Raw genomic sequence first — 12,962 nt, 5'->3', positions numbered from 1 at the left:
CGCTGAGCATTGGGCGATATATGGACGGCCCTGGCATGATGAAACAGGTCGGCTGGGCACAGGTGGTGATCATGTTGCGGGGCAACGCCTCACGCGGGCTTGACGGGGTGGAAGGGATTGATCGTATTCACCTGATTTTGGGAGTGACGATTTTTCTGGTGTTTCCGTTTACCCGCCTTGTGCACATCTGGAGCGCGCCGGTCGAGTATTTCACGCGCCGCTATCAGGTGATGCGCGCGCGTAACTAAGCCTGACCGCAATCCGGCCCGCTATCAGCGGCCGGCTTCATTGCGCTTTTTACACCACGCCTTTTTCTGTTCCCGCATCCTGCGCCACCTGCCCCGGTTACGCCGCCGGGTACACAGGCCGTTTTATCAGCGTCGGGAAGCGAAACAACGCGCGCCCGACGCCATGATTTGTCAGCGACCAGACGGCAACGGACGCCAGTGAGCAGAGGGCGACAATGACCAGCGGATAGAGGCAGGCCCACAGCCACGAAAACCATGCCAGCGCAAAGAGCTGGTGGCGCTGCGCAAACAAAATGGCCGTCATGCCGAAATACTCAATAAAGATGCGATGCAGGACGTAAATAGGCAAGGTGTGACGGCCAATCCAGTTGAGCCACGCCATGCTACTGACCTGATTTAACCCGCGACAGGCCGCCACACTGATGAGGATGGCAAGAACAGATAAGAAGAGGCTTCTGTCGAAATCGAACAGAGCGGGCAGGCCCGCCAGCAGCAGCAGTAACAACCACGGCAGTCCGTTTTGCCTTCGCCACTCGCTTAAACGCAGTATCTGCGAACACCAGAACGTGCCGAGCATGAAGAAAACAAAATACTGCGCCAGACTCTGCGGGCCCCAGTAGGGAATGATTTTTTCAACCGCCAGATAATTAAGCACTGCGGCCATAAGCAACAAAGGCAGGTTGTAACGTTGAAAAAGTTTGGCAAGGAGAAAGTAGATCCCCAGGGCATATAAATACCATGAGGTACTCATCGCCAGAAACGTCAGCGTCAGGAACTCAGAAAAGGTTCCCGCATAGGCCGCATTGATATTTTGTGAAATACGCTGCCCGGTAATTTCCGTTGAAATGCCCGTGATGGCCCCCCACTGAATGGCTCCCCACAGCAGATAGAGATAAAACAGATTTGTCATCCGGCTGGTCGCGATACGTTTCCAGGGGCGGTCAATGATGGCATTTCTGGCCAGTAAACCCGACACAAAGAAAAACGCGGGCATGCGCAGCGGCGATAATAACGTATTAAACTGCACCCACATCTCTGCCACCCATTCACCTGCGGCCAGATCTTTCACCCGGCTTTCAAAACCGGGTAACACCGTGTGATACAGGACGACCAGCAGGATACAGATTCCCTTTAGGGTATTAATCCATGCAATATCTTTTTTTTCACTTTTCGTCATCAGGCTTTTTCCGTCGCTGTGTCATGTACAAACAAGTTATTCGAACTGCCGACGTTATCGTTATACGAAAAGTATTCCCTATGCTCGCACTCCTGAATGTAGCGAAAGTCTTAAAGTCCCCCTCCCGGAAGGGTTTAAAACCGTACTTTACAATACAGGATGTTTTCTGACATTTATCCCGGATTTAATTTCAACGCAGGGAATTGTTGTCAGACGACGGAATAAATAAGGTGTTCTTATCTGAATAAATAAGAAATGTCCAGGTGTTGCTGCCCGTTAAGCATCAGGTCACTTATTAAATCAGTTGGCCTGGGTCGCGCAGGACAGGCGAGGTATTTTATCCCATGGCCCTACGCTGTTGCGTGAACGCGCGCTGCAAAAGCCGTGCGGCGCTATGCAGGCATCCTGCCGCAAAGGCCCCAAGGCCCCGCGTATACTGCCCCAACAGTGCCATGACTTTATCGTTGCGGCAACAGATAAACGTTTCATCGCGCGATGCCACACCGCACGATGACGTCCCGGCGAATTTTCACACTCAACGCTTGCTTAACCTTATTTCTGGCTTTATGTCAGGTCAGGTGACTCATCTTAAGTACAGGTAACGTTACTGGGCGTGTTTGATTAGCGCGAGTGACTTATTCAGCCAGGTAAAATCGTTCGTTCATGCCCTTTTCGGCTAATTTTTTCCTGCATTATTGCCTGTATCTTTATTTCAGGTTCGAATATCACCTTAAAAAAGACAGGGCGTGGATAAAACACCGCTAAACGTTATTCGCTTAGGTGTTCCTTTCGGAAATATCGCTAACAGGTGAAAAGTGCATTTTTAGGTTTAGGTTTAGGTTTAGGTTTAGGGGTGATTTTTTCAATGTCCACTCGGCACGCTGTGTCTGAATGGCTCTTCCAGACTTACTTACCAATGGAATCTCAATATGAAGCATGCGCATTATACGCCCGTTTCCACCACCGCGACCGTTAACAACCAGCAGATACTGGCAAACGACTGGGGCACCCTGACCAAATACGATATGACCTATGTCCGTTCCGATGGCACAGAACAGCGTTTCACGCGTGAAGCTTACGATCGCGGCCACGGTGCGACTATTCTGCTCTACAACCGCGATGACAGAACGGTCATCCTTACCAGCCAGTTCCGCCTGCCTGCGTTTTTGATCGGTCATCACTACGAACTGATTAAAGCCTGCGCCGGTTTGCTTGATGAGCGGGACCCGATTCAGGCAATAAGAAGTGAAGCCGAAGAAGAGACCGGATATAAGCTGAATGAGGTCACTAAGATTGGCGAGATATTCATGAGCCCGGGTTCCGTCACTGAGCGTCTGCACTTTTTCATCGCCCCTTTTACCCGCGAAATGCGGATTAACGAGGGCGGAGGCCTTGCTGCTGAAGGTGAAGATATCAAAGTCATTGAGGTGCCGATTCAAGAGGCGCTTGCGATGATTGATGCCGGCATCATCATTGACGCGAAAACCATTATTCTGATTCAGCACCTGGTCATCAAAGGCATTTGTCTCCCGGCATAACACGGCACGCAAAGAGCAGCCTCAACATGAAGTGTCCCTTCCCCGACCAGAGGCGACTGAGGCTTCTCGCCCTGTCAGCTGACGCGACAGGAACAGGCTAACCGGGGAGAAATGCTCACTCCCTGCGGTGCCCGCCAGAGAAAGGATACGAAACGGGCCAGCATGCTGGCCCGGTACGTCAGGATGATGAGGCTTGAGTTTCTGGCTGCCGTTTACTGATTAAACGTGGATGAATAAACAGCATCCGTCCCGGCCCCCGGTTCAGCAGCGACCAGACCATCAAAGACAGGAGCGTGCAGACCGCCACGCCGGTTAACGGCATCAGCAATGCCCATGCCCAGCTAAAACCCGCGTTGCCAAACCAGCCGTAGTGCAGCGCCAGTGAGATGGCGCTCAGCCCCACCAGTTCGATAAAGATACGGTGCAAAACATAAATCTGCAGCGTGTTACGCCCTATATAGTTCAGCCACGCCATATTGAAATGCGCATTAAGAAAACGGCACAGCACAATACCAAAGACGATGGTCAGCAGGCTGTAGAACGGGTTTTTATATATCCCGCCCAGATGATGGGCAATGCCGATCGCGGCGATTGCGCCCAGCCAGAGCCAGTGACGACCTTTTAAACCGCTCAGTTCGATTAACGTTGCGCTAAAAAACACGCCCAGTAAGAAATAGAGATAGTTCTGTGCCACGCTGGCCGGGCCCCATCCGGGGATCAGGCTAAACTGCGCGGCGTAGTTTGCCGCTATTGCCGCAGCCACCAGCAGCATCTTCTGCCGATGGAAAAGTTTAGTGACCAGAAAAAACCCCGCCAGAGCATACAGGTACCACAGGCTGGTCATCGACAGCATCAGCAGTTTAATAAACTCCATTGGCGAATCCGCATAGGCGGCGTTTTTGCTGCTGGACAGCCGCTCGCCCAGGTGGGTTGAAATGTAGTGGATACTCAGCCACTGGATTACGCCCCACAGCAGATACAGGTAAACGATGTTGCTGAACTTTTTAGTGAAGACCGCTTTCCAGCGTTTATTGATCACCGAGTTACTGGCCAGCAGGCCGGATACAAAGAAAAATGCCGGCATCCGTAAGGGGGAAAGCCAGGTATTAAACGCCACCCACGCATGAGCCGGTACGATACCGGCTGTCAAATGATGAAGCGCTGGCGCGAACGTTGTAATGATGGAGTGATGCAGTACCACAAGTAAAATGCATCCCCCTTTTAGGGTATTGATCCAGAGGATTTCCTTCCTGGGTTGGTTCATTATGTCTTCCCGATCGTGCAATGAATTTGTGAAGAATTATTAATATTTAGCGGGAAGTCTCAATCAGGCGGCTCTTAAAAGTTACAATCTGTTACCTCAGGACGCGAGGTGATGGCAAATAACCTTTAAAATCAGTTAATTAAACCTATGCAAAATGTAAATTTTCGGAAGAAACTGAGAAGAATAAAGGTGGGAGACAGCGCAATAAGCGCCGCCAACTTCTGGCGGCACCGGGTTTATTGATTAAGAAATTTATTCAGAAACTGCCGGGTACGCGGCTCCTGAGGATCGCTGAAGAGTGCCTTAGCAGGGCCCTGTTCAACAACACGGCCCTGATCCATAAAAATGGCGCGGTCGGCGACGTCGCGGGCAAAGCTCATCTCGTGCGTCACGATAACCATGGTGCGTTTTTCCTGAGCCAGTCCGCGAATGGTGTTCAGTACTTCACCCACCAGTTCCGGATCCAGCGCAGAGGTCGGTTCATCAAACAAAATGACTTCTGGCTGCATCGCCAACGCACGGGCAATGGCGACACGCTGCTGCTGACCACCGGACAGGCGCCGTGGGTAGCTGTCTTCCTTGCCGTTGAGTCCAACTTTTTCAAGCAGGCTGCGCGCGCGGGCAACCGCGTCCGCTTTCGCTTCCCGCTTCACAATCACCGGACCTTCAATAATATTTTCCAGCACTGAACGATGCGGAAATAAATTGAAGTTTTGAAAGACAAAACCCACCTGCTGACGCAACATCCGCACCCGCTCTTTCTGTCTGTTCATGCCCAGGCTGGCGTCAATGGTGATATCACCCACTTTAATGCGGCCAGCATCCGGGACCTCAAGGAGGTTGATGCTGCGCAACAGCGTGGTTTTACCTGAGCCACTGGGGCCGATTATCGCGACGATTTCGCCCGGGGCGACATCGAGATCGATGCCGTGCAGTACCGTTTGTCCGTTAAACTTTTTCACCAACTGGCGAACTTCAATAGCACTCATTTCGCCTCCTGATCCTGACGGTTAACGTGCGCTTCCAGTCGGTTCTGCAATGCTGACAATACGGTTGCCATCACCCAATAGATCAGCGAAGCCGCCAGATACATGGTGAACACCTCCAACGTGCGTGAGGTAATCAGCTGCGCCTGACGAAACAGTTCCGGAACCTGGATCGTGGCAGCCAGCGAAGTATCTTTTACCAGACTGATAAAGCTGTTACCCAAAGGCGGGAGTGCGGTACGGGCGGCCTGCGGTAAAACAACCCGACGCAGCGTTTGCCACGGCGTCATGCCGATACTGGCCGCCGCTTCCCACTGGCCGCGCTCGATGGCCGCAATCGCGCCGCGCAGCGATTCTGAGGCATAGGCCGCCATGTTAAGCGACAGCCCAATCATCGCCGAGGGAATGGGATCCAGCTCAATGCCAAACTGCGGCAGACCGTAGTAGATCATAAACAGCTGGGCGATAAGCGGCGTGCCACGAAAGATGGACACGTAGATACGCGCCAGCCAGTTCACGGGCCAGAAGCGGGACAGGCGCATCAGCGCCAGCAAAAAGCCCAGTATCAGCCCGAAAAACATACCGCCAATACTGAGCTGCAGCGTGAACAGCGCGCCCTTAAGAAGAAAGGGTGCTGAGTCCAGCACCAGTTGTAAACTTTCCTGCATTATTTAGTAACGTCCGCGCCAAACCATTTTTCTGACAGCTTTTTAAGGGTGCCGTCTTTCTGCATTTCCGCAATGGCCTGATCGATCGCCTTCAGTAAATCTTCGTTGCCCTTACGCAGCGCAACGCCCGCTTCCAGACGCGAGAATGCCGGACCGGCTACCGCCATGGTATCGCCTGTTTTCTTCACCAGATCCAGAGCAGCCAGGCGATCCACCAGAATCGCGTCAACGCGACCAGAACGCAGATCCTGATATTTGGTTGGGTCATCATCATAAGTGCGGATATCCACACCTTTTACGTTCGCGCGCAGCCACTGCTCGTAGTTGGTCCCCAGGCCCACACCGACTTTCTTCCCAGCGAGGTCTTCTGGCTTAGTGATGCTGCCCGCGTTTTTCTTCAGCGTCAGCGCCTGCACGCCAGAAATCGTATACGGCGTAGAGAAATCATATTTCTTTTTACGCTCATCGGAGATCGTCACCTGATTGATGACCACATCGATGCGTTTCGAATCCAGCGCCGCTAACATGCCATCCCACTTGGTCGGCTTCAGGACGGCTTTAACCCCCATGTGTTTGGCCAGATCCTGAGCAAACTCCACTTCAAAGCCCGTCAGCTTGCCCTTTTCATCCTGAAAACTGAAAGGAGGATAGGTGCCTTCCAGACCGACGCGCAGCTCGCCTTTGCTTTTAACCTGCGCCAGTAAATCGTCTGCCGCAAACGTTTTAACGCTGAAGCCTGCCACCAGCGCGACCGCCATCATTCCCGTCACCACCTGGCGACGAATCTGTGAGAAAGCCATGTTTACCCCGTTTATTATTTGTAAGTGAGCTGTTGAGCGGCGCATCACGGCCTGCCGCTCTGTCATTATGGGCGTTATTTTACCTAAGGCGTTAAAATAACGGCTGAATTATAACCCTTTTTTGCGCTGCGTCTCAGACCGAAGGGTGATAAGCAAATAACGCGGGCGCGCCGCCTGTATGCACAAACAACAGCGGCCCTTCCCGGCGAAAACGATTCTGGTTGATACCATCGATCAGGCCCGCCATGGCTTTACCGGTATAAACAGGATCGAGAAAAATCCCTTCAAGACGCGCCAGCAGTTTGATCGCTTCCATGCCTTCTTCATTCGGCTCGCCGTAGCGCGGAGCAAAATAGTCATCCCATAGCGTGACCGGTGCCTTCGCCTCTACGGCTAACTGCGTTGCCAGGGCCTGGCGTAGTGCGTCAACCTTAGGCCGTTGCTCAGCGACGTTACGCGATACGGTTACGCCAACCAGCTCAGTTTCCGGCAGCAGCTGTTCAAGCCCAACCGCCAGACCGGCATGCGTTCCGGCACTGCCTGATGCGACCAGGACTGCCGCAAAATCCACCACCCCTTCGCTCTGATGAGCAATCTCCTGGGCACATTCCACATAGCCCAGCGCCCCCAGCGCATTCGAACCGCCCACCGGCAGAATGTAAGGCCGGAAGCCCTGCGCTTCAAGCCGCTCCGCCTGTTCCGCCAGTTGCGCGGCAGGTTGGGTCAGCGCATCGACCATCACCACCTCGACATCCATGAGATCCAGCATCAGGCGGTTGCCATTGGTCAGGTAGTTTTCACTGTGCGTTGCTATCGGGTTCTCCAGCAAGGCCACACATTTCAGGCCGAGTTTGGCCGCAACGGCCGCCGTTTGACGCACATGGTTAGACTGAATGGCGCCGGCGGTCAGCAGCACGTCAGCGCCTTCACGAAGGGCATCCGCGGCTAAAAACTCCAGCTTGCGCAGCTTGTTACCGCCCATAGCCAGCGGTGTCACGTCATCACGTTTGATAAAGATGTCACGACCAAGATAGTCAGATAAACGGGGCAGATATTCCAGCGGCGTCGGCGCGCCCAGAAGTTCGATACGAGGAAACTGATGGATAAGATGTAAGGACAATGCGGCCTCCCGTTGGGCACAAGGCAGTGATCTTTACAGTGTTACAGAAGATGCGGAAAGGATCATCCTGAATTCAAATGCGGGGGAAAAGAGAGGTCAGCCTGCTGCAGCGCAACATCCCCATTTTCCCCCGCGAAGTGGGAAAAATGGGGGTGGGAGACATCATGTCAGTGGCAACGCTCTCTGACATTTCACTGTGTCCCTTAACGTTGCTGCCAGCCTAAAAACTGGTCGTACTTTCGCAGCGCAATACGATAATTATTATTGCCAGCATCAGGTAAGTCTTCTTCCAGGCATTGATGCCAGCTATTGCCTGTCAGTTTTTCAGCCGGAAAGTTTCTGGCTTTCAGCATATCGTCAAGCCGACGTAAGCGAACCACGTATTCACGAATCGTGCTCGGGCTCATTTCCGTCTGTTCGAACAGATATTGTTTAAACGCCATAATGTCAAAGTAGTTAGGATGTGTATTACAAAAAATATCGCTGCAAAAACGGCAAAGCGCCGTTAATTCAGGCTGAAGTTTTAGCCAAAGCGGCTCATCAATCATTTGGTCCATGCGTGCGATGGCCTCTTTATTGATGATCTGACCTCGGAAGACCAGCGCCATACGATCTAAAACTTTGCCACAGTGTGAACAATTGGTTTGGCTGTGTTTGTAGTCTTTAAGATAACGACTTAAAGGTCTGGCTTTGGTTTTGGCTCCCACTGTTGAGTCCCCGATTTCTTATTATTTATAGATCGCCAGGAACTGAGCCTTCTAGCGCGCTCCCGTAAGTCGGGCACGCAAGCGTTTTATCGCCTGACTGTGCAGTTGGCTGACTCGGGATTCCCCCACGTCAAGAACCGCGCCAATCTCTTTCAGATTCAGTTCTTCCTGGTAGTACAGTGTCAGCACCATCTTTTCGCGTTCGGGCAAGGCCTCGATCGCTTCAATGACGCGTTCACGCAGACTCCCTTCCATCAACTGATGAAGTGGATTGGCCTCTTCGTGCCCTTCCGTCACCAGTTCCGCACTGTCACCGTGTTCTTCCCGATACTCGTCGTACGAAAAGAGTTGGCTGTTGTTGGTATCCAACAGAATCTGCCGGTACTCTTCTATCGAAACATTCAACTGTTGCGCGACTTCCTGCTCAGAGGCAGCGCGGCCCAGCATCTGTTCAACCTGATGCATGGCTCCCGCAACCTCGCGAGCATTTCGTCTGACGCTACGTGGTGCCCAGTCCCTGCTGCGAAGCTCATCAAGCATGGCTCCACGGATGCGCTGTACTGCATACGTGGTAAAGGCGGTACCCTGGAGTGCGTCATAGCGCTCCACCGCATTCAACAGACCAATGCCCCCGGCTTGAAGCAGATCGTCAAGTTCAACACTGGCTGGCAGGCGGACCTGCAAGCGCAGTGCTTCATGACGTACCAGTGGTACGTAGCGCTGCCAGAGCGAATGTTTGTCCATCACGCCTTCGGCGGTATAGAGATCGTTCACGTTGACTACCCTGCGTTAATGAAGTTATCGGCATGATTATGCAATTCTGTAGGGCTTTTGATTGGCAGAATAGGCGGGATAAACCGAGGTTATTTCAAATTTGTGATGTTTCAGAGCGGAAGTCTCCGCTCTGAACAGGAAGGCTAACGTAATGTCAGCAAACGCTGCCGTGTGGCTACGGGGACGTTTTCCCATAGCGCGCAAACCCGGCCTTCCATCTCCTGATAAAACGGGCTAATGCTTTCACGTGTTTTATCATCCGTGTGAAAACGGACCTGCCCGGAATCACCATCGATACTAATCATTCTGTTGATGAAAAGCCGCTGTAAGTCGCTGCGTAGGAACAGCCCATTATCCACGCTATTGTCTGCGAGAAATCCCTCTTCGTTTTCGCGCGTATCGATATGGCAGGCTTCGACCCAGGGCCATTGATGCTGATCGAGAAGGCTGGTTCCGGTAATGATACAGGCCCCATAGCGCGCCTTAACCGCCGCCATAAACTCTGACTGGCTGGCCTTCTGCAACACTTTGGCTTTCACCCGCCGCCCGACTTCCGTACCAGGCATAACTGCAGCGGGCGTTCTGTGCTCAGGCGTGCTTAGTACCACAATAAACTGGATACGGCGTGACTGTGGAAAGCAAGGATTAGACTGAACGTTGAACAGCTGCCACCAGGCATCCTCTTCGTCCTCGCGCATCAGAACCAGCTTATAGCCCCGGCTGTTGATCAGGTTTTGCGCCTGAGCGGAGTGCGGATCGACCATCGCATAGACGTAGCTCTGCCCAATCACTTTCCACCGGTTGTTCTCTTTATCCTCGTGTCCCCGACGAAAATAGTGAAAAGGCTGCTGCTGTTTCAGATAGTGCTCAAAACGGCGCAGATAATTTTTTCGTTCGTTATCGTTGGCAATGAACAACAGGTCTTCCAGCGGACTGTTACTCTCTTCCTGAGCAAAGACAGCGCGAATTTTTAACGTCCGATAGCTGGTTGAAGGACTCAGCAACGCACGCGCGGTCAGTTCTTTCTCATCAGGGTATTGTTGTGCATAACGTAGGGCGATCTCTTCAAATGAGAGACGTTCGCCCGGTAGCAGGTCATAGTTAAAGCGCATAACCACCCCAGAACATGAAAAGTAATATCAAAATTAGAGCCATTCTGAAGGGAATTATCGGCATAGCGGAGATGAACTGTAACGCTGAGTTCACTTTTTTATTGTTTACGGCCCAGACCAAAATCCGTTCGTTTTGCTCTGCAACATTTGCATTAGTGCAACACAAAACACGCCTGTTTGTTTTATCTCCCTCTCTGTTCAGGGGCGCGCGGCGTTCTTATCCTTTACTTTACCTGCTTTTTTATCGGTTATTCTTGCCATTAATTTCACTTGCACACTCGTATTCTTTCACCATCACTCTGCAGATGCAGATCGGGTATAGAGGAAGTGAATGATGAAAGGCATAGTGCTGGCTGGTGGAACAGGTTCTCGATTACATCCTGTAACCTGCGGCGTCTCTGAGCAACTGCTACCGTTCTATGACAAACCCATGCTCTCTCTTCCCCTTTCGCTTTTGATGCACTTGCATCCATTCGTCTCGCGCCCGGACATTGCTGATTTTGAATATACCTGTCCTCACTATGATAATCCTAAGGATGAAGCCTGCCTGATGTGGAATGACCCTGATTTTGCAATTCAATGGCCTGTAGAACAGCCGATATTGTCGGTAAAAGATCAACAAGGACTATCACTGCAGGAGTTGGTGTAATGCGCGTTTTACTTACAGGGGCTTATGGCCAATTAGGGCGTTGCTTGCTGGATCGTTTTCCCGCTGACTGGATCACGCTGGCGTGTGGTTCGGCAGAACTGGATATTACTGACCGCTGTGCGGTTATGCGCGTCGTCAAAAAATTCAAACCTGATGTCATCATGAATGCTGCGGCCTACACGGCCGTCGATAAAGCAGAAACCGATCGTACCCGCGCGCTGAAGGTGAATGCGATTGGTCCTGAAAATCTGGCACAAGCAGCAAAACTGGTCAACGCACGCCTGATTCATATATCGACTGACTATGTTTTTGATGGGTTAAAGAAAACGACTTATAGCGAAAATGATCCGCCCTGCCCGATTAATTTCTATGGCTTAAGCAAGTGGGAAGGTGAAAAGCGTGTGTTTGAGGTATTGCCAGAAGCCATTGTGATTAGAACCTCATGGATGTTCAGCGAATACGGTAATAACTTCGTGAGTACGATGCTTCGTCTGGCGCAGACGCGTTCCGAGTTACATGTGGTGAACGATCAGTATGGCTGTCCGACCTACGCGGGTGATTTAGCCCAGGCCATGATCACGCTCGCCGACATGCCCGAAAAGCGCGGTCTTTACCATTATTGTGGCGATGTTGCCGTTAGCTGGTGCGAATTCGCTCAGACAATATTTGTCGCGGCGCAACAGGACGTGGTCGTGCATGGCATTATCAGCTCGCACTATCCGTCTGCGGCGATTCGGCCTGCGCGCAGTGTGATGAACAGCGACGCTCTCAGCACCATCGGCATCCACCCTTCAGACTGGCAGGATAAACTTCGCCTCTGTCTGAATCACCTGGCGACCCCCTTTCCCTACGCGAATACTTTATAAGGAGATAATTGAATGAAAGTAGCAACGATTGGTAACTGTCAGCTCGAAGTCGTTGGTCAGTTATTAAGTAATTATTCTGAGCTTCATCGTGGCGCAATAACACAAGTTTTTAATACACCTCTGTATAAACTTGATGCTCAGCGAGACATTATCAATCTGATGCACGAACTTGAAAGCTGCGATCATATTTATATGCAGTATCATTCTGAACGCTGGGGTTTGCTTTCAACTGTAAAACTGACTGAGTATTTCGATATCCGCATATTACCCACAATGGAATCAAGCGTATCAGCACCGCAACTAGGGTATTATTCTGCTGCCGTGCCCGATTTAATGGTGTATGTTGATTACCGTTTTTTGCATCTTTATTTGACCGCACATGCCTGTATGGATGCCGTTGCTGCGTACCACAATGTCAGTTACGATGCTGCCAGGCAGCATAACATGATCATGGACGACGCTAATCGCTACCAGCGGTTGTTCAAAGAGGGGAAGGTGGCGTTTGATTATTCAGACTTTTATCGGGATGCCCTGTTAAAAGATAAACGTTGCTACAGCACGGTAAGCCACCCCAATAATAAACATTTAAGCATTTTCTTTAGTGCAATCTTTTTTGATTTATTTAAAGAGAATAAGAACTTCGATCTGGGCGGCAACGATTTGCTTAAAAACTATATTGTTCCAGAGGTAGGCAGTGGCGAACAGCATTATTTTATGATGCGCGAAACAGGGCTTTCTCTGGCCTGTAAAATTAACTATCACTTCTTTTCTTCACAATCGCGTGAACAACTCTCAGAAGCCTTACTGCGTTCTACCTATTACCGCAGTCTGAAATCCGGCTATCAAAACCTCTGAGCTATGCTGTAAGCCTGAAGTTGCATCTTATCGATCAGGCTTATCAGCACAGAAAACGATATTGTTCAGGCCGCGCAATAAACACAGCGATATTGCTTTACCGTATTAATACAGCGTTATATCGCTTTGTTGCGTCAGGCCTGTCTCTGCCATTCCGGTCATTATGATTCTGCTTACAACGCTCAGGTTGACGCCAGA

The 12,962-nt window shown here is 51.3% G+C and carries 13 protein-coding genes and 2 pseudogenes; 6 read left to right on the top strand and 9 right to left on the bottom strand.

Translation table 11 applies throughout. The features are described 5' to 3' along the window. Positions 1-14 precede the first annotated feature (14 nt). Positions 15-248, top strand: a pseudogene (narI, locus tag PAGR_RS09130) (respiratory nitrate reductase subunit gamma); the annotation flags it as partial. 97 nt (positions 249-345) lie between these two features. Here narI and PAGR_RS09125 read toward each other — a convergent pair. Continuing rightward, a complete protein-coding gene (locus PAGR_RS09125; RefSeq protein ID WP_014605586.1) occupies positions 346-1,425 on the bottom strand; it encodes an acyltransferase family protein in 1,080 nt (359 codons plus the stop codon). A gap of 929 nt (positions 1,426-2,354) precedes the next feature. On the opposite strand from PAGR_RS09125, the gene PAGR_RS09120 reads away from it, so the two are divergent. Further along, positions 2,355-2,963 carry an NUDIX domain-containing protein gene (locus tag PAGR_RS09120; RefSeq protein WP_014605585.1) on the top strand — a complete coding sequence of 203 codons (609 nt, stop codon included), beginning with the start codon at positions 2,355-2,357 and terminating at the stop codon, positions 2,961-2,963. Positions 2,964-3,141: 178 nt separating this feature from the next. Here PAGR_RS09120 and PAGR_RS09115 read toward each other — a convergent pair whose 3' ends face one another. From PAGR_RS09115 to PAGR_RS09080, 8 genes are all read right to left on the bottom strand, one after another. Next, positions 3,142-4,227, bottom strand: a complete 1,086-nt coding sequence (locus tag PAGR_RS09115) for an acyltransferase family protein (RefSeq protein WP_014605584.1) — start codon at positions 4,225-4,227, stop codon at positions 3,142-3,144. A gap of 236 nt (positions 4,228-4,463) precedes the next feature. Next, a complete protein-coding gene (tcyN, locus tag PAGR_RS09110) occupies positions 4,464-5,216 on the bottom strand; it encodes an L-cystine ABC transporter ATP-binding protein TcyN (RefSeq protein WP_014593924.1) in 753 nt (250 codons plus the stop codon). Beyond that, entirely contained in the window at positions 5,213-5,881 is a 669-nt protein-coding gene (gene tcyL, locus PAGR_RS09105) for a cystine ABC transporter permease (RefSeq protein WP_013026136.1), read from the bottom strand. The genes tcyN and tcyL overlap by 4 nt, the downstream gene beginning before the upstream one ends. Next, positions 5,881-6,681: a cystine ABC transporter substrate-binding protein gene (tcyJ, locus tag PAGR_RS09100; protein WP_014605583.1), complete on the bottom strand. Its 801-nt coding sequence runs from the start codon at positions 6,679-6,681 to the stop codon at positions 5,881-5,883. The genes tcyL and tcyJ overlap by 1 nt, the downstream gene beginning before the upstream one ends. A 133-nt stretch (positions 6,682-6,814) precedes the next feature. Continuing rightward, a complete protein-coding gene (locus tag PAGR_RS09095; RefSeq protein WP_014605582.1) occupies positions 6,815-7,801 on the bottom strand; it encodes a D-cysteine desulfhydrase in 987 nt (328 codons plus the stop codon). Between the two features lie 203 nt (positions 7,802-8,004). Beyond that, positions 8,005-8,508 (bottom strand): flagella biosynthesis regulatory protein FliZ, encoded by a 504-nt coding sequence (fliZ, locus tag PAGR_RS09090; RefSeq protein ID WP_013026139.1) that lies wholly within the window; start codon positions 8,506-8,508, stop codon positions 8,005-8,007. 51 nt (positions 8,509-8,559) lie between these two features. Continuing rightward, positions 8,560-9,282 (bottom strand): RNA polymerase sigma factor FliA, encoded by a 723-nt coding sequence (locus tag PAGR_RS09085; RefSeq protein ID WP_006118887.1) that lies wholly within the window; start codon positions 9,280-9,282, stop codon positions 8,560-8,562. A gap of 143 nt (positions 9,283-9,425) precedes the next feature. After that, complete coding sequence (locus PAGR_RS09080; protein ID WP_014593927.1) at positions 9,426-10,394, bottom strand: HNH endonuclease signature motif containing protein; 969 nt, start codon at positions 10,392-10,394, stop codon at positions 9,426-9,428. Between the two features lie 331 nt (positions 10,395-10,725). On the opposite strand from PAGR_RS09080, the pseudogene PAGR_RS23665 reads away from it, so the two are divergent. The 4 genes and pseudogenes from PAGR_RS23665 to PAGR_RS09065 all read left to right on the top strand — a co-directional run. Next, positions 10,726-10,854 (top strand): annotated as a pseudogene (locus PAGR_RS23665) (sugar phosphate nucleotidyltransferase); the annotation flags it as partial. Further along, positions 10,852-11,043 (top strand): dTDP-4-dehydrorhamnose 3,5-epimerase family protein, encoded by a 192-nt coding sequence (locus PAGR_RS23660; protein ID WP_227022877.1) that lies wholly within the window; start codon positions 10,852-10,854, stop codon positions 11,041-11,043. The pseudogene PAGR_RS23665 and the gene PAGR_RS23660, both read left to right, overlap by 3 nt. Beyond that, entirely contained in the window at positions 11,043-11,909 is an 867-nt protein-coding gene (rfbD, locus tag PAGR_RS09070; RefSeq protein WP_014605581.1) for a dTDP-4-dehydrorhamnose reductase, read from the top strand. The genes PAGR_RS23660 and rfbD overlap by 1 nt, the downstream gene beginning before the upstream one ends. A gap of 12 nt (positions 11,910-11,921) precedes the next feature. Beyond that, positions 11,922-12,764: a WcbI family polysaccharide biosynthesis putative acetyltransferase gene (locus PAGR_RS09065; RefSeq protein WP_014605580.1), complete on the top strand. Its 843-nt coding sequence runs from the start codon at positions 11,922-11,924 to the stop codon at positions 12,762-12,764. Positions 12,765-12,962: the final 198 nt, after the last annotated feature.

The organism is Pantoea ananatis PA13 (genome assembly GCF_000233595.1).
GTDB classification, from domain to species: domain Bacteria; phylum Pseudomonadota; class Gammaproteobacteria; order Enterobacterales; family Enterobacteriaceae; genus Pantoea; species Pantoea ananatis.
This window is presented reverse-complemented; position numbering and strand designations above follow the sequence as displayed.